Genomic DNA, 26,289 nt, shown 5'->3' on the forward strand with positions numbered 1-26,289 from the left:
CACCTACGGGAATTCCGCTTTTCTTGTTGCGTTTGGTTCTTCGATGTTCTCATAAATGAAATGTATTACCCGCAAGGGCGAACATAGGGGTTTTTCCGTCGTTAGATTTGCGCGCCCATGAGGTTGCCGCTTTCGTAGCGGCGGAGGCCAGCGCTGAAGAGGGCGATGGCGCCCAGCGTGAAGGCTGAGACCGCTCCCAACAGTATACCCAGTAGCGGCCATGAGAAATGGCGCAGTAGCTGCAGCGGCACAAACGAGATGAAGCCCGCTGGCAACACAGTAAAAAGTAGCACACGTACCACGTTGTTGAAGATGTCCATCGGATACGTGCTGAACGAGATCAGGGCGCCAAATAGCTGCTGAGACATACCTTCGGTGTTGCCAAGGAAGAAGGCCAGCGATCCAAGCAGCACCTGGAATGAGGTATAGATGAGTGCGGCAAGCGGCACCAGTATGATGAAGAGAGCAATATGGCCCGGATCCGGGTGCACCAGGAGCAGGTAGGCGCCAACGGCAAAGATGATGTCACCCCAGGCCGCTGGATCGGTCGCCGCGATACACACGTGCAGCAGGGCGTAGCGAGGCATTCCCAGGTAGGCATCCAGGCCACCGTTCATAATCAGTGTGGGAATCTGGCGCGCATTGCCGAAGATGGCCACACTCACACCGAAACCACAGGCTGAGACCGCCCATAAGATGACGATATCGGTGCTCTTCCAGCCGTTGACCAGCGGGAATTGTTGGAAGTAGTTCCACCAGAAAAAGAGCCAGAGCGAGTCGTTGGCGGCCATGGAAATGACCTGCACGATAAAGGCGGAACGATATTCGAGCGCGGACTGCGTGTTCGCGACTACGTAGGCCAGAATGAGCCGGATTTCTGATGTGAGGAGCTTGAGCCAGGTCATAATGCGTTCCATCCTACCCTCCATTGATATTGACGCGACGTACGGCGGCATAGTAGATGGTCAGCATAATCATGGTGCCAACCAGCAGTGTCAGACCTTGTTGTATGAGCAATGTGCCCAGGCGCGCAGCCTCGAAATGGACCAGCGTGCGCGAGGGTCCATAGAGGATGGCACTGAACGGCAAGGCTTGCGCGATGCTGCGCAGTGGCTGCGGAAAGATTTCAAGCGGGGCCAGCACGCCTCCCAGCACCAGCGTGAGCCGACTGAAAATTAGTGAGAACGATTGGGTCTCCTCGCTCCAGAACGCCAGCAAGCCGATGCTAAAATGCATCACGAAATCGATGCTGAGGGCGATCAAGGCGACCAGCGGCCAGACCAGCAGTCCCTGCCAGGTAAAATGTGGTACGCCAGCCATGATGAGCGCAAGCAGCGCGCCGATCAGTGCATTCATCAACAGGCGCACCAGGCGCTCGCCCAGGTAGTGTGCATAGTTGTAGAGCACATAACTGGCCGGGCGTCCCAGCAGATAGGCCAGCTGCCCGGAACGGACCTCCTGATCGATGCGCCTGGTAAGCGCCGGGAGGCTCAGAGCGATGGCCTCGGCGGCCACGAGGTACCAGATCATGTCGGCGATGCTAAAGCCACTGAGGACATGCGTCCTGCGCAGGGTAAAGGTTGTTTTCCACAATTGGGTCAGCACGAAGACCAATACGACCAGCAGTAATGCGCGGAAGAACACCTCTATGATGTAGGCCAGGTTGTTCAGGATACTCACACGCAAAATGGCCAGGTATTTTAACGTAGAGAGGCGAGCGCGCCTCGCCAGGCGTGCTACGATTCTCGCGCCGGGTGCCATTCCTATCTCTGTCTGCATAGACCTGTTCATCCTTTCATCAGCTTGTCTACCTGTTCAGCCAGCGAGCCGACATTTTCGACTGCGGCCAGCGACTGGCTATTATTGCCCTGGCTGCCATAGATGGAGGCGATAATGGTCTCCATCGGAGGGTCCGAGATCGTCATATCCAGAATATGCTGCCGCTGCATAATGGACGCGACCACCGGCTCCAGGGGACAGCGTAGCGTATCGACGGCCAGCCGCAAGCTGTGTCCCTGCGCCTGGAGCACCCGTATGCCTTCCCGCTTCAGATCAGGGTCGGACAACTGCTGCTCCCCTGCCTCATTTGTGAGCAGCGCCTCGACCGTACCGGCCAGTTGTAGATCGATCGTCTTCTCCTTGAGGTAGTCGCGTTTCAGGGTCGCCACCGACTCATCGAGAATGACCTCGCCGTGATTGATAACGATCACCCGGCGGCAGACCTGCTCGACATCGCCAGCATCATGGGATGTCAGCAGAACGGTGACTCCCTCTTCGACATTCAACTGCGCGATGAGATCACGGATGCGCTGTTTGGCGATCACATCCAGGCCAATCGTCGGCTCATCCAGAAAGACGATGCGCGGCTTATGCAGAAAGGTAGCAGCCAGTTCGCAGCGCATGCGCTCCCCCAGACTCAATTTACGGGCTGGCGTGCGGATGTAGTCCGCGATATCGAAGACCTCGATGAGGAAGTCACGCCGCTTGCGATACTCTCTCATATCCAGCTCATAGATGCGCGCCAGCAGATTGAAGGTATCCTGTGGCGGGAGGTGATACCAGAGCTGTGATTTCTGTCCAAACACGCTGGCGATATGGTAGGCCAGCTGGCGCCGCTGTTGCCAGGGTGTAAAGCCGAGCACGCGCACGCTACCAGCCGTGGGATAGAGGATGCCAGTCAGCATCTTAATGGTCGTACTCTTTCCAGCTCCGTTTGGTCCGATAAAGGCCAGCACCTCACCAGCATCGAGAGTGAAGCTCATGTTTTTTACGGCCTCGCGCGTGCGGTACCGTGGTAGCACAAACGAGCGCATACTCTCAGCGATGCCAGAGGAACGCTCCCGGCTCCGAAAGGTCTTGGCTAAATATTCCACCTCAACGATTGACATACGCATACCACTCCTTTGTCTGGAAAACCTGTCCCGCACCGTTTAGCAAAACAAGGCAAGCTGGAGAAGCAAAAAAGGGAGAGGCTCGGGTGTGTCACCCGAGCCTCTCCCTTTATCTCAACCTGTCTGCTGACAGATGCTGTGTCATGATAAGTTTATGTTTGTGTAGAAGGAATGAGAGGACAGCGACACCCGACCTGTGGATATTCCATACGAGGAATATAACAGGGAATGGAGGCAAACATGGTAGTGGTAAGAAACCAGACTGCTTTTGCCTGTACGGTGCTCATCGCGTTCCTTCCATCCTAAAATGATATTTCCAGTATAAACCCTTGGATAGCAGAAGCATATCTACCTAAAAGCAGATACCGTATGTACACATTGTAGCGGTAAAGGTTGTGCTTTGTCAAGTAGGAAAAGCCACCCCATAATAGGTTCGGAGCTTGCCTCCGATTGGAGCCCTCCGCAGGAGCGGCGACCCCGGTATCCGGCCAGTTCGGTCCCTCACCGTCATCCCCTCGACCAGAGAGGGTGCCCTCGCGATTCCCTTGACCAACGTGCCTGGAGTAACGTCGCTGCTCCTTGATCACGGGGGTACCCATGCCCGGGCAACGGTATGCAATAGCCAGCGATGTCGCGAGGACACCGGGGTCGCCTGTCGGCTCCAATCGGAGGCAAGCTCCGAACCTATGAGGGCGTTTTCGTGGGTGGGGGACATGGTCGATGGGATGGCACGATGGGCGTTTTCGTGGTAAGGGAGCGGTATCGACGCTGCTCTTGTCCTCTTCGCACAGCACCTTGCCGCTTCCGGTTGATTTTTGCCGCAAGTGTAACGTATTACCTCTTGCAGGTATCTGCTTGTTTGTCGCTCGAATATGATTTTGTGGGATGGCGGCGCTCCGTAACATTCTCCAATTTAGCGCTCCAGGTATTTCGCGTCAAGTAATCAGAGTGTCGTCAGCCAGTGCTGGACTTCGCTGGTTCGGTAGTGCTCCTCCATAGCGTGCAGCAAGGCGAGGCTCTCTGCTCCATAGCGGCGGGCCAGTTCCAGATCGTTGAGAGCGGCGGCGACGCGGGACTGCCCATAGCGGGCCAGCGCTGCGTACTCCTGCGAATCTGGTGTGCTCAATAGATACATCTCGTCAAACGCGGCCTGGGCCTCCGCCAGGCGCTGCTGCTGCAGGTAGAACTCGCCCCATTCATAGAGAGTGCCGGCCTGTAGCCAGGGGGATGCGATGGCACGCGCTTTCGTCAGCGCTTCCTGGAGATACATTTCTGCCTTTGCCACATCACCACCCTGCTTACACATCAGCCGTCCCAGGTTGCTTAGTATGCCGATCAGATATTCGGGGTGCCCAAGCTGGCGAGCCAGCGTCAGTCCCTGGAGCAGGGCTTCCTGTGCCTGAGCGTATTTTTCCTGCTCCAGGGCGGCCACTCCCAGGTGCGAATAGAGAAGACATTGCGCGGGCAGGTAGTTGATCTGCACAGCCAGCGCCAGGGCTTCCTGTCCCAGCACATCGGCCTCGGCAAAGCGACCACGCATCAAAGCGATCTGGCTGAGGTTTACCAGTAGCGGGCAGATCTGTTCAGGCTTGCCTATCTGGCGCGCCAGCGTTAATCCTTCCTGCAGAAAGAGCTCCGCCTGGGCGATTTTTCCCTGATCACCAGCAACGGCACCGGAGCTGCGCAGGACGAGGGACTGCAGTTCCTCATATCCAGGCTGACGGGCCAGGGCCAGTGCTTGCCGCAGGTGCTCCTCTGCTTCGCGATATGCCCCTTGATAACTCTCGACACAGCCCAGCATACGCAGCAATTGGCTCATGAGCGCCGGGGTATCCTGAGTGCTGATCAGCGTCAACCCTTCCTGGAGATAGTCATAGGCCTGGCGATACTCGCCCTGGTTCATCTTGATCTCGCCAAGGTGATATAGTGCGAAGCCCAATCCCTGCTGATCCTGCAGTGTCGTGGCCGCCTGGCGCACACGTTCCAGCAAGTTGATTGCTTCTTCATAGGCGCCGCGCACAGAGAGAAAGGTGGCGAAGATATTGCCGGTAGCCACCAGGTCGGACGGCTGCCCATGTTCTGCAGCCAGGCGCAGAGCAGTCAGCACGTTGCTGTTTTCCAGTTCCAGGCGTGGATAGTCTTGCTCATTGGCATGCACGTAGTCGGTCATATAGTGTATCAGCCGCTCAATGGGGGCAGGATCGCTACGCTGGAAACTGGCGTAGTCGGCAATGGTCTGGTGCAGCGCATAGCGATCTGGAGCGTAGCTTTCGAGCAATCCCACATCGCTCAGGGTATCCAGTACATCGCCGGAGCAGAGACACACGGCCAGGGCCGCCTCTTCGCTGAAAGTGTTCGGCTTGGCAGGAAAGACGGAGAGCGCATACAGGGCACGCCGGGCCGTCTCGTCTAGCTGCTGGTCGCTGACGGCGATCAGGGTGTGCAGAGAAATGGCGGGGACATCGGCCAGGCTCGGGGAGCGCTGAGAAATAGGCTGGGCTTCCTGCAAGTGCAGGCGCATCTCCGCTGTGCGCAAACGCTCGATGGCCTGGCGAATGCGGCGCGGCTGCCTGTTATATGTTTGAACGCGCAAAAAATTACCCGTCAGCAGCAGGGCCAGTGGTAAACCACCAACCAGGTGGGTGATCTCTCTGGCAGTCGCCTGCTCGTTTTGTACCACCAGCGGGACCAGTCGTTCCAGCAGAAGCATGCTATCGGCACTGGATAACTCGGGTACCGCCAGGGCTCCATCAGCCGCTGCGTGGGAGGCCAGTTGCGGGAAGCGCGTGGTGGCCAGGTAAGCACAGCTATTGCCCCCGACCTTGAAGGCGACCACATCTTCCAGCTTCCAGACATCATCGATAATGATCAACATTCGTCGCGCGCCGATGGCTGTACGTATGGCCTGGGTCCAGGCGCTGATCGTGGTCAGGCGCGCAGCCTCTATGGAGGAAATACCGAGCAGCGTACCCCAGCGGCTCAGAATGCCTGGCACATCCGATTTTTTGCCCACGGCAGCCCAGAGGATACCGTCGTGAAAGAAGTTCCGCATCTCTTCATCGTGCGCTAGAGCGGTGGCCACGGCCGTTTTGCCTACGCCGGGCAGGCCGCTCAAGGCCATGATGGTTGAAGGAGCGCCGGAGCTTAAGCCGGACTTGAGGCTGTCAAGCAGTTCCTGACGGCCGACCAGGTCATGAACGGGGCCCGGTAGCGGTGGAATCGTCGGATCTTCGATGGCTTTGCCAGCGTTAGCCGGAAGGACGCTCGGTGCGCCGAGCTGAACTTCCTGTATCTCCTCACGCGCCTGCTCGGGAGACTCAGTCTGGGACAAGAACCCTAGCTCTCTGGCGTTTTTGCCAAACAGCGCGCACAGCTTCTCACGATAGTAGGGACTAGGAAGCATTTTGCCATGTTCCCAGCGACTGAGGTAGTAGCGATCCGCACCGATCTGCTCCGCCACATACTGCTGCGACCAGCCGCGCAGCTCACGCTCCGCTTTTAAACGAGATGACGGCCCTTTCAACTGTGAACTCATAGCGCTTCCTTCCACTAACAAGAGCTCTGGCGGGGCTTTTTTCTCAATACGCCAACTATGACACGCTTTTGCTACCAGTTTGATACATTGATGCTATTTTAACACATTCCTTGTTTCAGGCATACTAGGAACATCGAAATGAAAACAGGAAGTTAGTGAGAATAACAATCGCCTGGCCTGATATAGCGGGGACCTGGTAGATCATATGAAAAACAAAGATTTTATATGGGAAACGTGTCGTTACGCAGAAGGAGGGGGGAGAAAGCCAATGGATGCGCAAACGTTCTTTTTGCTGCAGTATGACGTTGTGCGTATGCTGGCTGATGAACTACTGCTGGTTGGTATCGACGATGACCAGCTCCGGTATGCTCCTGGCGCGAACCACCATTCGCTAATCTGGCTGCTGTGGCATATTACGCGTTGGGAAGACGTGGCCATAACAATGCTAGGGCACGGTCTTCCCCAGGTGCTGCTGGACAAGAACTGGGTGGAGCGTCTGGGATGCGAGCGGCGCGACATGGGAGGCTTGATGACGGTAGAGGAATGTCAGGCCTTCAATGCCACGATAGATCCTGTAGAGGTACGCGCCTACAGACAGGATGTAGAGCTGCGTACCCGCCTGGTCGTCGAGTCGCTGCGCAGCGAGGAGCTCGACGACATGGTGCCGGAAAACCACTTCCAGCAGGTGCTGGCCACCGGTGTGCTGGGAGGCCACAATGCTATCTGGTTGGAGCGCTTCCTGCAGCATAGATCCAGGGGCTGGTGGCTTTCATCCATCATCTGGCATCAGAGTGCTTATTTACTGGGAGAGGCGGCCTTCGTACGGCACCAGACCGGGCTACCATCCCATCCATTTCCTTTCAATATGGGTTGACCGAAAACAAGCAAAACATATTCTATGGCCTTCTCAATAAATCAAATCAGACAGGAAAGGACGATCCTATGCAACAGGTATCCAACCGTATCTGTCCCGCTTGCGGGACGAATCTCGCACCTAATCAAGCATTTTGTAGTAATTGTGGCAGGCGCTACGATGCTCCACCACAGGCCGCCGAAGGAGCGCAGGGCCAGTATGGAGGCAATGCCAACACTCCTCCACCCCCCTATGCTGCTCCCCAGGTACCTTATAATAACGCGCCACCCTTCCCCACTCCGGGCAACATGGGAGGCATCCCCAATCGGCCACCGCGCGGTAAAGGTAGTCCTGTTATCGGGATCGTCAGTGTGCTGGTCGTGCTGGCTGTGGTCGCTGGTGGCGTATTCTTCTTCGTTCTCCCACGTTTGAATGGAAAGAACAACAGCACCTCTTCAAGCCCGACGACGTCATCACACCCCACACCGACTGTGCCAACGCTGAACATTCAGCCATACACGTACAAGGGTCATTCCTCGGTAGTGTGGCAGGTAAAATGGTCCCCGGATGGCAAGCAGCTGGCCTCTTCTGGCGGACTCGGTGACGACTCGGCACAGGTATGGGATGCGATAACCGGCAAAAACGTGATGACCTTTACCAGCTACACGGTAATGAATGCGGTGGCCTGGTCTCCCGATAGCAAATACATTGCCTGTGGTGGTAACAGCGATGATATTGATGTGATTAAAGTTGATGGAAAGCAACGCATCTCGATCTATAAAGGGCATAAAGATGCGATCCTTTCGATCGCCTGGTCACCGGATGGCAAATACATTGCCTCGGCCAGCTATGACAAAACCGTACAGGTGTGGGATGCCATGACTGGCGAGCATGTACTCACCTATTCAGGCCATAGCAATACAGTAACGAGCGTGGCATGGTCACCGGATGGCAAGAAACTGGCTTCGAGCAGCTTTGATGGAACCGTACAGGTGTGGGATGCGACCACCGGTAAACAACTGACAACCTTTAAAGGACACAGCTATCGTGTGTACACCCTGGCCTGGTCGCCCGATGGGACTAAGATTGTCTCCGGCGGCGATGATCAGATGGCATTTGTCTGGAATGCCAGCACCGGGAAGAAATTGCTGATGACCGGTGGGGAAAACGGCAGCATATCTGGTGTGGCGTGGTCGCCCGATGGTAAGCACATCGCCACAGCCAGCGATGATAAAACTGCACAGGTGTGGGATGCAACAACAGGTGCCCATGTCTTTACCTACAGCAAGCACCACGATTATGTCTACTCCGTCACCTGGTCTCCAGACAGCCAGTATATTGCCTCGGCCAGCGCCGATCATACCGTACAAGTCTGGCAACCCCGTTAAGCGTAGGTGCGTCCCTTGCGGACGCTTCAAATCTCGCCACACGTCAATGTTCGTTTGTAGGTGCGCCCCTTGCGGGCGCTTCCAACCTCGCTCCACGTCAACGTTCGTTCGTAGGTGGGTAAACAATTTTTTAGCAGCAGGCGCGTTTATACATTGCCGGCTTTGCAACATACAAATTTCCATCGCCCCATTACTGCGTCTTGAAATGATTTTCCAGGCGCTTCTATATAAAGCAATGAATGTGAAGTATAGCATTATATGGATACATATATCCAGCATAAGGCTATGCAGCATGTCAGGAATGAAGGGCAAGGATAACCCTGCCCCGGCCCTTTGTCGAGAGGGTTTATTCCAAGTAAAGGTATGAGGAAAAATGTCTCAACACAATCAAGTGGACAAGCAGATCATTGACAAAGCAATGCGCGATGCGTCCTTCCGCCAGCGTCTGCTCAACGATCCAAAGCGGGCATTGAAAGAAGCCTTTGGCATTGATGTCCCGGCTGGCACAAATATTCATGTCCATGAGGAATCAGCTCATGATATTCACCTCACCATACCAGCGGCTCAGCCGAAAGGCGGGCGCGAACTGTCCGAAGCCGAGCTCACATCAGCAGTCGGTGGCATGTACAAATCTGATCCAGATGGTATCAGCAAATGTTGCACCTGTGGGGCAAGCACGGCTCAGACGTTCAAATCATTTCAAAAAGGTTGTGGCTGTATATAATGCGATCAAATGGGCTCATACATTAGAGCCTCGGGAGGTTATTGTGTTTTGTTGGATTTGCAAGATACGACCTCTGGTATTGAAAGATGTGAGACTATGACGAACAAGCATTCTCTGGAAGCCCGTATTACTGCCCGCGCAGTGAACGACGCTACGTTCCGCCGCAATCTTCTGCATGATCCGAAAGCCACCATTGAGCGTGAATTTGCGGTCACCTTCCCGGCTAACGCCGTTGTGCGGGTCGAGCAGGGCAGCAATAATACCGTACGTGTCATACTTCCCGCCAGTGGACCCACCGAGGTTGAGTTGGACGAGGCACAGCTATCAAACATCAACGGTGGTAGCGGCAATGCCGGCCAGATCGGCGGCGGCGACGTTTTTGGTCCGCGCCCTGGCTATAGAGATCTGTAGTTGTTTGTAGTTCTCATACACGAGAGAGTTAGAAGTCGTGGGGCTAATGCCCCACGGCGTATCACGAGGGAAAGCCCATGCAAACACTGTCCCCGACGCAATTTGTGCTTCGCACGATCGTTGCAGCCGCCAGCTCGCTTGAAGAGCGGCTGCACGGCAATTTTATCCCTGAAGACCGTGTGGAGAACGTTGAAGTGATAGATGAGCGCCTCAATCGGTGGTGCCAGGTCATAGCCGGAGGGAACTGGGAGAAGTTCAAGCAGCGCCTGGAGTGGGATAATCTTGATATCGCACGGGTCCAACAGATACTTGGCAGTGTCCAGTTCCCCGAAAATGCAGAGCTTCCTGCGTGGGCGCATACTCTGGAGGACGTCTTACAGTTTGCCTCTACAAATTCGCCAGCAAGCTACCAGCAGCTGCGCCTGGCCGCCAAACGCTGTCTGGTAGCTGACGTTCCCATCGCCTTTGAAGAACTGCTGCTGCCGTTTATTCTCAATGCCCGCCAGCGCCTGCAAGCGCAGGCAGGTGACGCCTACAGCCTGCTTAACGACACAGCACATGGAGCACTGGAACGGGGCCTGCTACAAGACCTCTCATTCTGCTCAATTCGGACCTTCCATCTCGAATTTTCGATTCAGCGCGCCCAGCGATCCTCTCCACTGAGCCGTTTCCTACTGGATCTGCAGGAAGACGACTCGCAGGAGCTCTACCATGAATTTATCGAACAGATGCTGTCCGAGCGCCTGCTTCCCTTCTTTCAAAACTACCCTGTTCTGGGCCGCATTCTGGCTGTGATCACAGATTTCTGGGTCGAAGCCAATACAGAGTTTCTGCAGCGGCTAGCGACTGACTGGAAACTCATTGAGCAAACGTTTGCCAGCAGCCCGCTACAGCAGATCATAGGCATCAAGGCTGGCCTCTCCGATCCTCACAAGGGGCGACGCAGCGTGCTGGCCCTGACATTCGATCACGGATTGAAGCTTGTTTATAAACCGAAGCACCTGGGGATAGAAGCAGCCTTCAACCAGTTGTTGCAATGGTGTAACGCCAAAGATCTCCCACTCGCATTCAAAGTGCTGACCGTAGTGGATCGGGGCGATTATGGCTGGACAGAGTATGTTGAAAAGCTGCGCTGCAAGAATGAGGAAGCATGCCAGCACTACTTTCAGCGCGCCGGTATGCTGCTGTGCCTGGTCTATACACTGGTCGGCACCGACTGCCATCATGAAAATATGATTGTACACGGTGAATATCCTGTATTGATTGACGCTGAAGCGCTGATGCAGCATCAGGCCCGGGTCGAGAACGCGGACGATGGAGCACAGGCGCAATTGCTGGCGCACGAAATGATGATCGAGTCAGTCCTGCATACAGGTATGTTGCCCAGCTGGCAGATCGACGGTGACGACAAACAGGTGTACGACATCAGCGGTCTACGCGGCCCTGATGAGTTGCTCTATGAAACCAATGATCTACGCTGGGAATATGTCAATACTGACCGTATGACACTGAAAGCTCAAACCGTCACCGCCGGTCCATCGGCTGAGTATCTCGCGCAAGAAGGTGTCAGCCTGCAGGTGGGAGAGCACATTACGGATGTGCTCAAAGGTTTTGAGCAATGCTATCATTTTCTGCTCCAGCAACGCGAGGCGCTTCTCACTCCGGGTAGTCCATTGTATGATCTCAAGGGGCAGCGCCTGCGCCTGATCTATCGCAACACGCAGGTTTACGGGACCCTGACGCACCAGTTGCTGGAGCCACAGTATCTACATAATGGGGCCGACCGCAGCATCCAGATGGATTCACTAGCGCTTGCCGTCCTTCCGGCCGCGGATGCGCCCCAGGAGGAACACAAGCGCTCACGCTGGTGGCCCGTTCTGGCCAGCGAGAAGCAACAGCTGCAGCAGATAGATATTCCCTTCTTCGCTACCTCGGCTGACGGCACCGACCTGTTGCTGCCCGATGGAGAACACATAGAAGCCTGCTTCCGCGAACCATCCTTTGAGCTGGTCGTTGCCAGGCTACAAGCGCTCGATGAGGACGATCTTGAGCGTCAGATTGGTTTTATCGCGGGCTCGCTCTATGCCCTGGTGGCCCGCGATCCGCTTCCTACCGCCAGCGATATCGATATCACCAGCCAGGCAATGATTGAGGTGGATGGCGATGCGAAAAAAGAGCATTTTATTGCACAGGCCCTGTATCTGGCCAGGGAGATCGAGCACCACGCCATCCGGGCGAGTGATGGCAGCGTCTCCTGGATTGTGCCTCAGTATATGTTCAGCTTCCAACGTTACCAGTTACAGATGATCGCGAGTGACCTCTATTCGGGGTCCTGTGGCGTCGCCCTTTTCCTGGCGGCGGTAGAAAAAGTGACTGGTGGTGCCGGTTATCGTGACCTGGCTATGGGTGCCCTGAAACTTATCCGCAAGACGCTGCGTACGCATGGTGAAGGATTGCTGAGGAATCTGGGCATCGGGGCAGCCTCTGGCCTGAGCTCGATTATCTATAGCTTGATGCACATCAGCCAATGGCTGGATGAACCAGCGTTGCTGCAAGAGGCCAGGCAAGCAGTGGACCTGATCACCTTCGAACGCATCGCGATAGACGACGCGCTGGATACCTTTGCCGGCGCAGCCGGAGCGCTCCTGGTACTGCTGGACCTCTACCAGCTCGCACCTGATCCAGAACTGCTGCAAAAGGCCATCGCCTGCGGACAGCGGCTACTGGCAACACGCACGATCAGTCCGGGGGGATACAAAGCCTGGACCGGATTCAATGGGAAGCACCTGACCGGCTTCTCCCATGGTACTGCTGGCATTACCTATGCGCTACTGCGCCTGTACAGCATCACAGGGGACAGCGACTACCGGGCAGCAGCCAGCGAGGGCATTGCCTATGAAGATAGCGTCTTCATACCACAGATCAATAACTGGCCCGATCTGCGTTCAGATGAGCCACTGGAGTACCGCGTTGCCTGGTGTCATGGCGCTCCCGGCATTGGCCTGGCCCGCATCGGAGGACTGGCCGCGCTCGATAACGAACAGGTACGCAACGACATCGAGATCGCCTTGCGCAGGACGCTGGACGAAGGTGTACAGAACCTCGATCACCTCTGTTGTGGCAACCTGGGGCGCATCGATATTCTCTCAACAGCAGCTCACAGGTTGCACAGACCCGATCTAGCTCTGGCCGCCGAACAGGCTATGTGGCAGATTGTAATGAGAGCGGAAGGCATCGGCCGCTTCTCCCTTGATCCATTACTGCCTCGGCAGGTAAACAACTTCGGTTTTTTTCAAGGGACCGCTGGGCTGGGCTATTCTCTCCTCCGCATGGCAGCTCCCACACAACTCCCCTGTGTGTTGCTATGGGAATAGCTTGAGCGACGAAAAAACGGAGTCGTTTTTTCGTCGCTCACCAACCTGGGGGCGCTGACGCCCCCATTCTCTTTTTATGGTTTGTTGCAGAACGTGCGCAGATGCGCACGTTCTGCAACAAACCATAAAACATTTTGAGCGCCGCAGGCGCGAAATCTCATGACGAGAGCTAGCGAAGGCCATGGAAAGTGTAGCGCTTCCTTAAATGATACCAGAGGAAATTTTAAGCCATGTCTTATGTAATTTTTTCAGGATTGCAAAAATTCATTCAACTTCTGATGGTATTAACCAGGACATTTTCATATAAAATCAAAAGATATAGTATGAAAAGCAAAAGGAACATCTAGGAGTATCCACTTCATAAAAGTGTTTATTTCCTAAATATCTATTCATATTGTATTAAGAAATATCAAGTTGTCTCGCGGATCTTACAAACATAGAAGTTTTATTCTACTAAAAATGGTTATAAGGAAATACATAAGACAAAAAATTTCCTTATAGTCTTGCGAAGTTCTAATTTTAAACCCTTCCCTGACCCTTTCTCGTAGTAAGAAGTCTTATACTATTTGTTACCAACTGGCTGTTATTTTTACTTTTTTTGCCAGAATATTATGTAATTTAAGGTGAAGCGATTGCTAAGCCGTTAATTATATACTTAAGGTTAAAGATGGCAGTAATGGAGTGCCAACCATCTTATTTACAATTTTTAATTATGTCCGCCATTAGAGAAACGTTTCTTTCGCCTTAAAAAAGGAGTTTATTTGTGCAGAAACGAATAATGCGGTTTTTCTCTCTGACGGTATTTGTGCTGTTGTTGTCAGCGTTGTCGCAAGCAAGCGCTTTTGCGGCTACCGCACAGGGAACCAGTTCAACTGGCATTAACCCTTATTCTCCAGCTTATCAACACAGCTATCGTCACGGCGTTGTTCCTACTATTTCTCAGAACAACAAAATGAAGTCCTACAGCCAGATGCACCCAGCCGTCACTGGTAACACTCTTGGCTATGGTGGCGGCATCGATGGCATCGGTGTCACTAGTGGTCATGAAAAAGTCTATCTGATTTTCTATGGTACTCAGTGGGGTACACAGAGCACTGATAGCAATGGTAACCTGACCTTCTCCAATGATCCTAAAAGTGGCGCACCTTTGCTACAACAGATGTTCAAAGGCCTGGGCACAGGTAACGAGCTGTGGTCCGGTGTCATGACCCAGTATTGTGATGGTTCTGGTGTCGCAACTGGCGCAAGCAGCTGCCCCTCAGGCGCCGCACACGTTGGTTATCCCACAAATGGCGCACTCTCTGGTGTCTGGTATGACAATTCCGCTGCTTCTCCAAGTGCTGCCAGTGGTCACCAGCTTGCTGTCGAAGCCATTAACGCAGCTGCACACTTCAACAACACAACAGCAGCTTCTAACCGCTATGCCCAGTATGTCGTCCTGTCTCCTACAGGTGCCAATCCAGATAACTACAAAACTGGTGGCTTCTGTGCATGGCATGACTATAATGGTGACACCACATTGAGCGGTGGCGCTGCAAGCTCCCCATATGGGGATATCGCCTTCACCAATATGCCATATGTGATGGACCAGGGGACCAGTTGCGGCCAGAACTTCGTGAACCCCAATGGTACCGATGATGGCTATACCATGGTTGAAGGCCACGAGTATGCTGAAACCATCACCGACCAGAATCCTGCCGGTGGTTGGACCGCCTCCAGTGGTCAGGAAAATGCCGACGAGTGCGCATGGATCAGCACTGGCCAGGGTGCTTCCGCCAACGTCACCATGGGCAATGGTACCTACGCCATGCAGTCCACATGGTCCAACGACACCAATCGCTGTGATATCTCGCACTCAATCATTGGTGGTGGCTCTGGCGGTAACGACTTCTCCATCAGCGCCAATCCTAGCAGCCTGTCAATCGCACCAGGCAGCAATGGCACATCAACCATCAGCACAGCAGTTACCAGTGGTTCAGCTGGTACCGTTAGCCTGACAGCATCCGTTTCACCTTCCGGCCCAACAGCTTCTCTGTCCCCAACCTCCGTTACAGCTGGTAACTCTTCGACCCTGACCGTTTCGGTCGGCTCAACAGTTGCTTCTGGTACATACACCGTAACCGTCAGTGGTACTGAAGGCAGTGCTAACCACAGCACATCGGTAACCGTAACTGTTGGTTCAGGCGGCGGCGGTAGCAACATTATCACCAATGGTGGATTTGAGAGCGGATCTAGCTCCTGGACGCAAAGCTCCACAGGCGGCTACCAGATTGTTGATCCCAGCAACCCACATACCGGCAGCTATAGCGCCTACCTCTGCGGATACAATTATTGTACCGACACAATCTATCAAACCGTTACTATTCCATCTACAGCAACCAAGGTGGTACTGAGCTATTGGACGTACATCAGCACCAGTGAAAGTGGTAGCACGTGTTACGACTACTTCTACGCACGTCTGCGCACAAGCACTGGCTCGGTCATCTCAACGCCACAACAGCAGTGTAACGCGAATACCCATGGTTGGACAAAATACAGCTTTGATGTAACATCAGCCCTGTCAAGCTACAAAGGCCAGCAGGTTCAGGTGTACTTCGCTGGTACCACCGATTCTTCGCTCGTCACGAACTTCTATGTGGATGATGTCGCATTGACTGTCAGCTAGTATTCACAGGAAAACAATTTCAGGCACTCACTGATCGGGATGGCACAAATGCCATCCCGGTTTGTTTTTTTTCTCTAGTAGCTTTACCTGGCGAGCAGTACCTGGCAGATGCGCAGGTATTATTGCGCGGGCGTAGCTGTGAAATCGAGGTCCCAGATTTCGATGGTGCGAATCGCCTCAAATCCGACAGAGCGGTAGAGGGATACGGGCGCGACGGAGCCACCATCCACACCGAGGGTAACGGAGCCCGCTCCCTGGGCAGTGAGGTAGTTCAAAGCTATCGTCAGCAACATGCGTCCCAGGCCCCGGCTACGCTGGGAGGGATCGACGGTAAGATTGGAGATCCAGGCAGAGGGGTGACCATCAGGATTACGCGCCTCGCGGTCAAATAGCGCATGAACCGTTCCCAGGATACGGGTGTCGTCGGCTTGATCAACAGCCACAAAGAAGTTATCCAGCTTACCATTGAGATCGGAGAGCAGCGCCTCCATGGTAATGGGATGATAGTTCCAGGTGTTGGCCCAGGCACGATTGAGAGCCGCCAGCGCTGACGACTCCTCACCCGCGCGCAAGGAACGAACCCGAATGCCTTCGATGTCTTGAACAGAGAGAGGAGGAGACGAAGCGGGGCGTAGCATCATATATATCGGTCGCAATAGCGAGAAACCTCGTTGCTGCACAGCTGTTCCAGCCCAGCTAGTGTTGCCGGAAGTCACGATGCGCAGCCGTGTCTTCTGTTTTGACTCCACGATTAAGAGGACATGATCCACCATCAACAGCGCCAGAACAGGCTGCCGAAATGCGGGCAGCAGAGCCAGCCGGGCCTGCGCCACTTCTTCATCCTGAGTGCTATGGATAGCGACTACGCCCACGGGCTCTTCATCCTGCAGCAAGAGCCAGCTTTCGGTGGCCCAGTCGCTAAGCGACCACCAGCCATCATCTGGTTTAAAAGCTGCCTCGTCGGCATCTTGAGATGCGGCCCAGATGCGCTCGAGGGTTGCAATATCGCTCTCCGTCGCCACATGCACTATTTGCACGCCAGCATACTCAAGTTTTGTTGCTGACGATGTCGACAGCTTTACGTTATCCTCGATATCCTTCGATGCGCCATCCATTTTATGTATTGCTCCTGTATAGTAATTTCCACAATAGCTTTTTTTGCACAATATCACCATTGGAAATGATAGGATATTTGAATCTTATATATGCAGTTTTCTGTATCTTTTAACACGTATCCTGCGGGGCCGGGTATAGGAATCTTATCACAGGTATAAAGGAAATACAAAATCACGCACCATGCCACATCGAAAATAAAACACGATCGTGCGCATCATAATTGGGAGCAATGATCGGCAATGTCCTGGGCTGCTCTTTGAAGCCGGACGCGCAACTCATCCGGTGCCAGAACTTTCGCATCGGTGCCCAGGCCCAATAACACACCTACCAGCCAATCGTAATCGGCTGGCCGCAGATGCAGGCTGAGCAAGCCTTCGCCACCTGCTTCTGGTTGGAGGCAGGACGCCAGGTGCTGGACGCGTTCCAGCTTCATGACGCCGCGCGCCGTCAGGTGGATGCGTATCTCTGGAAAGGAAGGGTGGGTATGGCGAATCGGCGCGGGCGGACGCTCCACCTGTGGTGGCGACGCGGCCGCGCGCACATCCAGAAAGCGATCAACACGATACACGCGAGTCTCGGCGCGCTCAAGCGAATACGCCTCACAATACCATAGACCGGCTGAGGTGCGCAGGTGCAGCGGCAACAGCGTCTGTTGCGACGTCCCTTTCTCAGAGCGATAATCCACCACCACCCAGCGCTCCTGATTGGCACATTCCAGCAAGTACTCAAGAAACGGCGTCTGGTAAGACCGAGACGGCACATCGAGCGACAGGGTCTGCGTAAATAGGTCAAGATGCGCACGCTCACGCCGGGGCAAGAGGGTCTGCACCTTGGCCAGCAAAGTCTCACGCTCCCGATTGAAGGGAGTCTCGCCCAATTGAGAGAGACTGCTCAGAGCCATGCGCAGCAGGAGCGCTTCGTGCAAAGTCAGGGCCAGCGGCTGCAACGAATAATCCGGCGGCAAGTTGTAGCCACCAGTGACTCCCAGATCGGCCGCAATCGGAATGCCCATCTCGCACAGAGCATCGATATCACGCTGAATCGTGCGCCGGGACACCTCAAAATGCTGAGCAATCTCGCCAGCGCTACGCTTCCCTCCCTGCAACAACAAAAGAATAGCCATCAAACGGTCAATACGATTCATCGCGTCTCTAACTTTCTATCCGCTAACAGCTCACCCAAATAAAGATGGGTCGATCTTATTATTGCATTCGTTGATTGGGTGAGCAATGGTTAGCTCACCCGCATGAGTTGCAAGTTGAAATTTACCATCAGCAAAACAAAGAGGAGCGCCAGCACAAAAAGGAGCGCCTGGACCACCAGCCATGGGATACTTATTTTTACGGACGCCCGTAAAGGATCGAAATGTATGCTTTGATTGGTTACTATTATATTCATACTTACCAGTTTCCACCTTTCTTACCTTACGATTCCCTTCGCCGGTTGGCGAAGAAAGACAGACATAAATGCGATGATCGACTAGCAGTAGCCAAGAGCCTTCCAGAAACGCATGACTTTTCGCTAGCCAACGGCGCTTGTAGTCACCGGACAGAGTGGTCCAACGGTTATGGTTTCAAATGGACTCTTGTCCGAACTGAAAACGGCATATTCGAGGCGTTCGGTCACGCCATCATTGGCGTACCAGAGCAGATCATATGTTCCCTGGCTGACGTTATTAAAGGTAAAATTGCCATTTCTGCAGCACATACAATTTTTCAGGTAGAGATACATGTTCGACAATATAGCAATCATAGAGTTGAGATGAAGATTGCTGTCGAAGAATGCGATAGTTGCCAATAGAATCGCCACTGTTTTTCATTGAAAGTTTCCTCTTTTTCTCTGCCAGGCAATCTCCCAAATGATGACAAAGCACCGGCTCGATGCGCCCTAACAATAGCAGAAGCTGGTATCCAGAGGAATGACAAATCGTTGCGTTTCTGATGACAAATCGTTGATAAATACATGACAATGCACAAAAACACATGCCAGACACGCCCGAGAGGTCAAAAAATCGCATTGGCACATACATGAAAAACATCAATATACGCATAAAGTCCTATTCATGGGAAGAAAACGATCTTATCTGGAAGCCGAAAACTTTACAAAAACAGAGGAGGTGAAGTATATTAATAATGAAAAATGCGACATGTGTATCATTATGTCGTTCTTCAAAGCTATATCAACAAGGATGTTTATACAGGAAAAATACGACAACTACGTACAAAGGAGAACTGCTGATGACGGAAAACAAACAGGAGGACTCATTAACCACAAGTGAGATGCCGAATAGTCAGCAGAAAAACGGCATGAAGCCGGCCACACCATCCACACGCTCAAATCAGTTGCTGCGCCAGGCTCGCAGGACGCGTACCTGGTCTCAGGGGGATCTCGCAGAACGCATCGGCGTCGCCAAAGAGACGATCAGTCGCTGGGAAAACGGGGTGTCTCGTCCACAGCCTCAGCAGTTAAGCCGGCTCTGCGAAACCTTTCAAATGACGCCCGACAAGCTGGGGTATGCGCTCGATCAGGTTGAGGAAAACGCTTCCCCCACCGAAGAGGCATCACATCCCCTACCCGCCGCCATAGCAGAAGATACTACTCGACAACCAGAGGTCGCTACTGGCGAGCGGCGTACACTGCCGAGCAGGCGCGTACTTGTGATTGGAGGCATCGCCCTGGGCGCGCTCGCGCTCACTGGTGGCACACTCGCCTGGTTCACGCAAAGCAATCAACTGGCTACCTCGCCGCGCCACACACAGGGTAATCAATCGGCTCCCTCGCCGCGCCACTGGCCTACCGCAAAGTACGATCTCCATCACCGCTCACAACTGGTTCGCGTGGCGCAATATATGCTCCAGGCACGTCAATACGACCTCGGCCCGGCTGGCGTGGATGGCGCCTTTGGTCCGGTGACTCAGTTCGCGGTTAAAGCCTTTCAGAAAGATCAGCACCTGCCAGAAAGCGGTGTCGTCGATGGCAATACCTGGGACCGGCTGATCATACCTGCGGATACAACGAGCCGTGGCAGCCAGGTTACGGCCCTGCAAGAATGCCTGCAACCGCTCAACCTGGTACCAAAAAAATTATCCGTCGACGGAGATGTTGGTCCACAAACTATCGGGGCCATCCGCCGCTTTCGGCAAAAACAACATCTCCCCATGAAAGATGTTGCCGATCTGAATCTCTGGTGCCTGCTCGTTGGCGGCACAATATCAAAATAGATAAGCGGAGCGAACCCCGTAGGTACGGCATTCGCGGCCCGTTTGCCGCCCGCCACAAACGGTGGGGCAAATCGGGCGCAAGGCCCGAACCTATGGGGTTTTCCGCTTTTCTTGTTGTGTTTGGTTCTTCGATGTTCTCATAAATGAAATGTATTGCCTACCAGGGGCTCACCTACCTTTGCAGGAAGTCGAGGATTTCCTGCATGCGCTGGTAGGTCTGGCTTACCCTTGCATGGTTGTGCTGACGATAGAGTTCGAGGCGGGCTCCACCGAAGTTCATGCCATAGTAGACGTGGAGACGGAATTGCGCGCTCGGATCAGAAGGCTCCGCTCCGGTGGCGTATGTTTGCCAGAATGCCTGGGTGCCTGCCACAACTTTGGGGTCGGGGCTTTCAGTAGCTTTTATATGCAGGAGGAACATCGTCCAATCGGCCAGGGGATCGCCCCACCAGCAGCGGTCAGAGTCGAGCACGGCGCAGATAGCTGGCACCTGATGTTCTCCGCCGCGCTTGACCAGCAGGTTGAAGGTCCAGAGGTCACCGTGCAGCAGGCGGGGCTGGCGGACTTCGTCGAGCAGGTCTTGATGAGCCAGCACCAGATCGAGCAAGGCACACATATCGGCGGCATCCAGCTGGACAGCCTCGATATCTCTGATAGAGTTTTCAAGGCTATGAATCACCTGCGCGCTCCACGTGTCAAACGTCCGACCTATCAGGGGCTGGCCAAACGTTTCACCTTCAATGCCATGAATAATGCTAGCGATCTCGGCCATCTGACGATAGAGGGCCAGATCTTCCTCCAGTGTCAATTCGTTTTCGATATCTGACCAAAGCTCGCCCTCCATACAGGTTTGAAACATATAATCGCGCTTGATCAGCTGCTGCGTAAAATCGATCATCAGCGTTTTGGGCATCAGCGGCGCGATCGGGGCCAGAAATGGCTGCACATATTGCTCGTTGCGCATCAAGTTGATCTCATGCTGCGCCAGGTGTGGACCATGCGCCGGAGAGACGCGCAGGATCACCGGCGCCATATCCGCGAGCACAACCCGATAGGTATTGTTGTGTCCACCCCCACCCAGTTCCTTGACAGAGATAAGCGCCCGATCCTCCCCAAACGCTCGCTGGCACATCGCCTGGATATGCTCTAAAGAAACCGGCTGCTGAAACGCGTCGAGGGCACGCTCAATCATCGTATATTCGACCACAGGAAAACTCCTTTTCTGCGATTGTCCATATCAAAACAGTAGTGATCCTCACGAAAGGAAAAGCGAAGCAAGGGCCTGTGGACGTCGTTGAATGCAGTTAACAGGAAGATGATGAGCGGTAGTGCCCACAAAACAGAGCCACAGGCCTGCATCACACCTGCGGTCTATGAATATAAGAAGGATTCAACTTGAGGCATCGGCCTGATGGCCAGTAGAGGCACTATCCGACAGAAGAGCTTAAATCCTGGTAGATGCTAGCAGCCCACCCATGCACTCATAAGCGGGAGGTGTGATGTTATATTGTTACGTACTGCGTGTATATTTCCCATAAAGCACCTCCTATGAGCGCAGAGCCGCCCGGCCATTCAAGCATCTTAACGCATTAAATCTCCCCTATTATAACAGAGCCGATGAAAAAAAGACAATGCCTCATAATCGCTCCATCGCCAGGCCAGGCTCCTCACCTACAAAGATGGTATAATGGGTTGAGTTAATAGCGCAGAAAAAAAGGTATCCACCACCTCCAGAGATGAGCCTGCCTGATCCAGTTTTGTTTGAAGGATCATGGACGAATATACAACCATCCTATATCCGGCAGGATCGTCCAAGCCGCATGCGCGGCAAAATGATTGAAACGTCCGGCAAACTCAAACGTCTTCGCAAAAGACGTGAGGCACGCAGGTACAGAGCTTATCAAAGAGAAAATAAACAATAATGGCTTGGAGAGCGCCTGGTTTGATTTCAAGTCAGGCGCTCAACACATGTCCAAAAAATGAGATCTGTTAGATCAGGAGCGCTCTTACAGCCGCTCGAGAGATAGATGTCATACATATGAAGGGGCTCCAAGAGCAAGCGAGATCTGGCGGGCGTGCTCGGAAACGAGGGTCCCGATGTGGGCAAGCTGTTCGTCTGAGATGCGGTAAGTGGGGCCGATGACGTTGATGGCTCCAACGATGGTGCTGGACTGGTCATAAATGGGAGCGGCGGCCGACGAGACGTCGGGCTCGACGGCGTCGCGGCGGGCAACATAGCCGTTGCGGTCAACGCGGCCCTGGATGGCAGTTCCGATAGCGGTGTTGCTGACCGGCACAGTTCTACCTAACCACATACCGGCCTGGACCGCCTGGCGGCTGGACACCTGGTCGACATAGAGCACGCTGCTCTCGCCCAACAGCACACCCAGGTGGGCGCTCTCGCCAGTCTCTTCGGCCAGCTGGCGCAGGTGCGGGCGGGCAATCTCGTACAGAGACATATCCTGCAGCGCGGCCAGGCCAAGCTGCATAACCTGCGGTCCCAGGCGATAGAGGCGGTCGGGTCCACGGCGAATAAACTCGTAGCGCTCCAGAACCCTGAGCAGTCGCGTTGCGGTGGCCGGCGACAGATTCGTCATCTTCGCCAGTTCGGTCAGGGATAAACCATCACCGTGCGTTTGAAAACAGATGAGGAGATGAAGAACTCTTTCGACCGGACCTACGGCCTGGGTCATGTCCAGGGCTTCTTTCAATGTGCACTCCTTGTTGGTTTGTTGGTTGGCATGCCGGGGACGCCTACAGAAGATTACACCATTGATGTCGATAGTGTAATACTATTTAACGGCACAATTTGATAGCACAATTTAATTTAGCACGATTTTCACTGAGTGAAAAAGAAGATCTCAGCCCCGGCAATATAGCATATATAATCAACCAGCGTCAAGGAAGCGCCCCCGTAGGTTCGGAGCATTTACGTGCGTCGAGAGAGAAATCGGAGGCAAGCTCCGAACCTATGGGAGCGCGATGTCTACGATCTTGACAGGGGATTTCTCTTCGTGTTACATTTTCATTATATGATAAGTACTTTCACTCAATGAAAATCATTCGTTCAGACAGGCAGCTACAATATTCTTGCGTGGAGTTGTTCTATGAAGGGTCTTGCCCCTGATTATGTCTATACGCCTCAAGGTTTGATGCCCAATCAGGTTGTGCAGATCTCCGATGAGGGTATGATTCTGGCGATCGCCGATCGAGAGAGCGACGTGGAGGTGACGGAGTCGCTGCCAGGCATGGCTCTGCTGCCAGGTTTTGTCAATACGCATAGCCATGCCTTTCAGCGGGCGTTACGTGGGCATACGCAGCGCCGACTTTCGGCCCATGATACGTTCTGGACCTGGCGCAATGCGATGTATGCGCAGGCACAGCGTCTGACCCCCGAGTTGATCTACGAGCAGAGCCGGCAGGTTTACCGCGAGATGCTGGCGGCCGGCTATACGAGCGTCGGCGAATTCCACTATATCCATCATCAGCCCGATGGCCAACCTTATGCGCAGCCCAATGTGCTATCGGAGGCGGTAGTACAAGCCGGACGCGACGCGGGCATCCGCGTGGTATTGTTGTTGACGGCCTATGCGCAGGGCAATTTTAAGCAACCGCCCTCCGCCGAGCAGCGCCGCTTCTGTGATAGCTCGCTCTCCGCGTATCTTGAGCGGGCCGAGGCACTGCGCGCTACTGGCATTCCCTTCGGGGTCGCTCCTCACTCGGTGCGCGCCGTTCCTGCCGATTGGCTCGAGGCCATCGCTGCCTATAGTCGGCAACACCACATTCCGTTTCATATCCATGCCGATGAGCAGCAGGCCGAGATCGAGCAGTGCCTGGAGGCCGAGGGCTGTACGCCGATCGAGTTGCTACAGCACAGCGGGGCCCTGGGTCCTCTGACGACGGTCGTGCATGCCACGCATGCCAATGCCCACGAGATCACTCTGCTGGCCCGCGCAGGCACCACCGTCTGTGTCTGTCCTACCACCGAGGGCGATCTGGGCGATGGCATCGCTCCCTATGCCGAGCTGGTCCAGGCCGACATTCCTCTCGCCATCGGCTCGGATAGCAATACTCGCCTCGATCCCTTTGAAGAGCTGCGCTGGGCCGAATATTCGGCTCGCATGCGCTATCAACGCCGGCGTGTGCTGATCCCAGATGAGATGGGCGCGCCCGGTCCCCTGCTGTTTTCGTATGGCACCCAGGTCGGTGCGCAGGCGCTGGGATTGCAGACCGGCCTGATCGCTCCCGGGCTGGCGGCCGATTTTATTGCGATCGATCTCAAGGTGCCCGCGCTGGCTGGCTGGACGCCCGAGGATCTATTGGACGTTCTCTGCTTCGGGACCTCCGCAAGCCAGGTCATCAAGCAAACATGGGTACAGGGCCAGAAGGTCTGGTCGGCCTGAACATAGAGAGTTTGAGCTTTATTTCACCAGTGAAAGGAAACTGGAACATGGTACAGAAAACGCAAATTCGCGCGCCGCGCGGGACGACCATTAGCTGTAAGGGCTGGCAGCAAGAGGCGGCCATGCGCATGTTGATGAATAACCTGGACCCCGATGTGGCGGAGCGGCCAGAGGATCTGGTGGTCTATGGTGGTTCGGGCCGGGCCGCTCGTTCGTGGGAGGCCTATGAGGCGATTGTGCGCTCGTTGCGACAGTTGGAGGACGATGAGACGCTACTGGTGCAGTCGGGCAAGCCGGTCGGAATTATGCGTACACATGCGAATGCGCCGCGCGTCCTGATCGCGAACTCGAATCTGGTACCGCACTGGGCCAACTGGGATGAGTTCCGGCGCCTGGAAGCGATGGGCCTGACGATGTATGGGCAGATGACGGCTGGCTCCTGGATCTATATTGGTTCACAGGGTATTGTGCAGGGTACCTTCGAGACGTTTGCGGAGGCGGCCCGCCAGCATTTCGGCTCGACTCTGAAGGGGAAGTTTGTGCTGACCGCCGGCCTGGGAGGCATGGGTGGCGCCCAGCCGCTGGCCGTGACCATGAATGAGGGCGTCTGCCTGGCCGTTGAGGTTGATGAGTCGCATATCCAGCGCCGCGTGGCGACCGGTTATTGTGATACGATCGCCCGCACACTGGACGAGGCGCTGGCGCAGGTACGGGAAGCCTGCGCAGATGGTCGGCCGCTCTCCATTGGCCTGATTGGCAATGCCGCTGAGATCTATCCCGAGCTGGTCCGGCGCAATATTATTCCGGACATGGTGACCGATCAGACCTCGGCCCACGATGCCCTCAATGGCTATATTCCTGCCGGACTCACACTGGAAGCAGCAGAACATCTGCGCAAACACGATCCAGAAGCTTATATCCAGCGCGCCAAAGCCTCGATGGTGATCCATGTACGAGCAATGCTGGACATGCAGAAACGTGGCGCCGTTGTGTTTGACTATGGCAATAACCTGCGCGGCCAGGCACTGGAGGCAGGTGAAACGCATGCCCTGGACTTCCCGGGCTTTGTACCGGCCTATATCCGCTCGCTCTTCTGTCGCGGCAAGGGTCCGTTCCGCTGGGTGGCGCTCTCGGGCGATCCGGAAGATATCTATCGCACCGATGAAGCACTGCTAGAGATGTTCCCTGAAGACGAGCACCTGAAGCGCTGGCTGACCCTGGCGCGACAGAAGATCCAGTTCCAGGGATTGCCTGCCCGCATCTGCTGGCTGGGATATGGCGAGCGAGACAAGGCGGGACTGGCCTTCAATGAGCTGGTGGCGAAAGGGATCGTCAAAGCCCCGATTGTGATTGGACGCGATCACCTGGATAGTGGCTCGGTGGCCTCACCGTACCGCGAGACCGAGGGCATGAAGGATGGGAGCGATGCCATCGCTGACTGGCCGCTGCTCAATGCCCTGGTCAATACCGCGTCGGGCGCCACCTGGGTCTCGCTACACCATGGCGGCGGCGTCGGCATCGGCTATTCGATGCACGCCGGACAGGTCACAGTGGCGGATGGCACGCCAGAGGCGGCGGCACGGCTCGCCCGCGTCCTCAGCAATGATCCTGGCATGGGCGTCATTCGACACGTCGATGCGGGTTATGAAGAAGCCTTGACATACGCGCAACAATATAATGTGAAAATTCCGATGCTCTGAAAAATCGG

19 protein-coding genes are annotated in these 26,289 nt (G+C 54.7%); 9 read left to right on the plus strand and 10 right to left on the minus strand.

The genetic code is table 11. The features are described 5' to 3' along the window. Positions 1 to 101: 101 nt before the first annotated feature. The 4 genes from JMI88_RS14465 to JMI88_RS14480 all read right to left on the minus strand — a co-directional run bounded on the left by JMI88_RS14465 (position 102) and on the right by JMI88_RS14480 (position 6,426). On the minus strand, positions 102 to 917 hold the full coding sequence (locus tag JMI88_RS14465) for an ABC transporter permease (RefSeq protein WP_201362572.1): 816 nt from the start codon (positions 915 to 917) through the stop codon (positions 102 to 104). Between the two features lies 1 nt (position 918). Beyond that, positions 919 to 1,779 (minus strand): ABC transporter permease, encoded by an 861-nt coding sequence (locus JMI88_RS14470; RefSeq protein ID WP_201362573.1) that lies wholly within the window; start codon positions 1,777 to 1,779, stop codon positions 919 to 921. 8 nt (positions 1,780 to 1,787) lie between these two features. Beyond that, positions 1,788 to 2,888, minus strand: a complete 1,101-nt coding sequence (locus JMI88_RS14475; protein WP_201362574.1) for an ABC transporter ATP-binding protein — start codon at positions 2,886 to 2,888, stop codon at positions 1,788 to 1,790. 946 nt (positions 2,889 to 3,834) lie between these two features. Continuing rightward, entirely contained in the window at positions 3,835 to 6,426 is a 2,592-nt protein-coding gene (locus JMI88_RS14480; protein ID WP_201362575.1) for a tetratricopeptide repeat protein, read from the minus strand. A gap of 268 nt (positions 6,427 to 6,694) precedes the next feature. On the opposite strand from JMI88_RS14480, the gene JMI88_RS14485 reads away from it, so the two are divergent. The 6 genes from JMI88_RS14485 (at position 6,695) to JMI88_RS14510 (ending at position 15,841) form a co-directional block, all read left to right on the plus strand. Beyond that, on the plus strand, positions 6,695 to 7,300 hold the full coding sequence (locus JMI88_RS14485) for a DinB family protein (protein WP_201362576.1): 606 nt from the start codon (positions 6,695 to 6,697) through the stop codon (positions 7,298 to 7,300). Between the two features lie 68 nt (positions 7,301 to 7,368). Further along, the gene (locus JMI88_RS14490) at positions 7,369 to 8,667 is read left to right on the plus strand and encodes a WD40 domain-containing protein (protein ID WP_201362577.1); all 1,299 of its coding nucleotides are present in this window, start codon (positions 7,369 to 7,371) and stop codon (positions 8,665 to 8,667) included. Between the two features lie 373 nt (positions 8,668 to 9,040). Next, complete coding sequence (locus JMI88_RS14495) at positions 9,041 to 9,391, plus strand: NHLP leader peptide family RiPP precursor (RefSeq protein WP_201362578.1); 351 nt, start codon at positions 9,041 to 9,043, stop codon at positions 9,389 to 9,391. Between the two features lie 96 nt (positions 9,392 to 9,487). After that, on the plus strand, positions 9,488 to 9,802 hold the full coding sequence (locus tag JMI88_RS14500) for an NHLP leader peptide family RiPP precursor (protein WP_201362579.1): 315 nt from the start codon (positions 9,488 to 9,490) through the stop codon (positions 9,800 to 9,802). Positions 9,803 to 9,879: 77 nt separating this feature from the next. Continuing rightward, complete coding sequence (locus JMI88_RS14505) at positions 9,880 to 13,176, plus strand: type 2 lanthipeptide synthetase LanM family protein (protein WP_201362580.1); 3,297 nt, start codon at positions 9,880 to 9,882, stop codon at positions 13,174 to 13,176. A gap of 763 nt (positions 13,177 to 13,939) precedes the next feature. Then, positions 13,940 to 15,841, plus strand: coding sequence for a hypothetical protein (locus tag JMI88_RS14510; protein ID WP_201362581.1), 1,902 nt, complete (start codon positions 13,940 to 13,942; stop codon positions 15,839 to 15,841). A 119-nt stretch (positions 15,842 to 15,960) separates the two neighbouring features. Here JMI88_RS14510 and JMI88_RS14515 read toward each other — a convergent pair whose 3' ends face one another. The 4 genes from JMI88_RS14515 to JMI88_RS14530 form a co-directional block, all read right to left on the minus strand. After that, the gene (locus JMI88_RS14515) at positions 15,961 to 16,956 is read right to left on the minus strand and encodes a GNAT family N-acetyltransferase (RefSeq protein WP_201362582.1); all 996 of its coding nucleotides are present in this window, start codon (positions 16,954 to 16,956) and stop codon (positions 15,961 to 15,963) included. A 215-nt stretch (positions 16,957 to 17,171) separates the two neighbouring features. After that, positions 17,172 to 18,101 (minus strand): helix-turn-helix transcriptional regulator, encoded by a 930-nt coding sequence (locus JMI88_RS14520; RefSeq protein WP_201362583.1) that lies wholly within the window; start codon positions 18,099 to 18,101, stop codon positions 17,172 to 17,174. 30 nt (positions 18,102 to 18,131) lie between these two features. Further along, positions 18,132 to 18,371 (minus strand): hypothetical protein, encoded by a 240-nt coding sequence (locus tag JMI88_RS14525; RefSeq protein WP_201362584.1) that lies wholly within the window; start codon positions 18,369 to 18,371, stop codon positions 18,132 to 18,134. A 107-nt stretch (positions 18,372 to 18,478) separates the two neighbouring features. Next, the gene (locus JMI88_RS14530) at positions 18,479 to 18,754 is read right to left on the minus strand and encodes a peptidase associated/transthyretin-like domain-containing protein (protein WP_201362585.1); all 276 of its coding nucleotides are present in this window, start codon (positions 18,752 to 18,754) and stop codon (positions 18,479 to 18,481) included. A gap of 440 nt (positions 18,755 to 19,194) precedes the next feature. On the opposite strand from JMI88_RS14530, the gene JMI88_RS14535 reads away from it, so the two are divergent. Then, the gene (locus JMI88_RS14535; RefSeq protein ID WP_201362586.1) at positions 19,195 to 20,178 is read left to right on the plus strand and encodes a peptidoglycan-binding protein; all 984 of its coding nucleotides are present in this window, start codon (positions 19,195 to 19,197) and stop codon (positions 20,176 to 20,178) included. A gap of 172 nt (positions 20,179 to 20,350) precedes the next feature. Here the strand turns inward: JMI88_RS14535 and JMI88_RS14540 are convergent, their stop codons facing one another. Both JMI88_RS14540 and JMI88_RS14545 read right to left on the minus strand, forming a co-directional pair. Next, positions 20,351 to 21,385, minus strand: a complete 1,035-nt coding sequence (locus tag JMI88_RS14540; RefSeq protein ID WP_201362587.1) for a phosphotransferase family protein — start codon at positions 21,383 to 21,385, stop codon at positions 20,351 to 20,353. Positions 21,386 to 22,208: 823 nt separating this feature from the next. Next, a complete protein-coding gene (locus JMI88_RS14545; RefSeq protein WP_201362588.1) occupies positions 22,209 to 22,871 on the minus strand; it encodes an IclR family transcriptional regulator in 663 nt (220 codons plus the stop codon). Between the two features lie 414 nt (positions 22,872 to 23,285). Here JMI88_RS14545 and JMI88_RS14550 point away from each other — a divergent pair, with 414 nt between their 5' ends. Both JMI88_RS14550 and hutU read left to right on the plus strand, forming a co-directional pair. Beyond that, complete coding sequence (locus tag JMI88_RS14550) at positions 23,286 to 24,581, plus strand: formimidoylglutamate deiminase (protein ID WP_201362589.1); 1,296 nt, start codon at positions 23,286 to 23,288, stop codon at positions 24,579 to 24,581. A gap of 47 nt (positions 24,582 to 24,628) precedes the next feature. Then, complete coding sequence (hutU, locus tag JMI88_RS14555) at positions 24,629 to 26,281, plus strand: urocanate hydratase (RefSeq protein WP_201362590.1); 1,653 nt, start codon at positions 24,629 to 24,631, stop codon at positions 26,279 to 26,281. Positions 26,282 to 26,289 lie beyond the last annotated feature (8 nt).

The organism is Dictyobacter formicarum (genome assembly GCF_016587435.1).

Coding starts and splice junctions, on each gene's coding strand:
- JMI88_RS14465 (WP_201362572.1), bottom strand. CDS start 917: ATGGAACGCATTATGACCTGGCTCAAGCTCCTCACATCAGAAATCCGG.
- JMI88_RS14470 (WP_201362573.1), bottom strand. CDS start 1,779: ATGCAGACAGAGATAGGAATGGCACCCGGCGCGAGAATCGTAGCACGC.
- JMI88_RS14475 (WP_201362574.1), bottom strand. CDS start 2,888: ATGTCAATCGTTGAGGTGGAATATTTAGCCAAGACCTTTCGGAGCCGG.
- JMI88_RS14480 (WP_201362575.1), bottom strand. CDS start 6,426: ATGAGTTCACAGTTGAAAGGGCCGTCATCTCGTTTAAAAGCGGAGCGT.
- JMI88_RS14485 (WP_201362576.1), top strand. CDS start 6,695: ATGGATGCGCAAACGTTCTTTTTGCTGCAGTATGACGTTGTGCGTATG.
- JMI88_RS14490 (WP_201362577.1), top strand. CDS start 7,369: ATGCAACAGGTATCCAACCGTATCTGTCCCGCTTGCGGGACGAATCTC.
- JMI88_RS14495 (WP_201362578.1), top strand. CDS start 9,041: ATGTCTCAACACAATCAAGTGGACAAGCAGATCATTGACAAAGCAATG.
- JMI88_RS14500 (WP_201362579.1), top strand. CDS start 9,488: ATGACGAACAAGCATTCTCTGGAAGCCCGTATTACTGCCCGCGCAGTG.
- JMI88_RS14505 (WP_201362580.1), top strand. CDS start 9,880: ATGCAAACACTGTCCCCGACGCAATTTGTGCTTCGCACGATCGTTGCA.
- JMI88_RS14515 (WP_201362582.1), bottom strand. CDS start 16,956: ATGGATGGCGCATCGAAGGATATCGAGGATAACGTAAAGCTGTCGACA.
- JMI88_RS14520 (WP_201362583.1), bottom strand. CDS start 18,101: ATGAATCGTATTGACCGTTTGATGGCTATTCTTTTGTTGTTGCAGGGA.
- JMI88_RS14535 (WP_201362586.1), top strand. CDS start 19,195: ATGACGGAAAACAAACAGGAGGACTCATTAACCACAAGTGAGATGCCG.
- JMI88_RS14545 (WP_201362588.1), bottom strand. CDS start 22,871: ATGACCCAGGCCGTAGGTCCGGTCGAAAGAGTTCTTCATCTCCTCATC.
- JMI88_RS14550 (WP_201362589.1), top strand. CDS start 23,286: ATGAAGGGTCTTGCCCCTGATTATGTCTATACGCCTCAAGGTTTGATG.
- hutU (WP_201362590.1), top strand. CDS start 24,629: ATGGTACAGAAAACGCAAATTCGCGCGCCGCGCGGGACGACCATTAGC.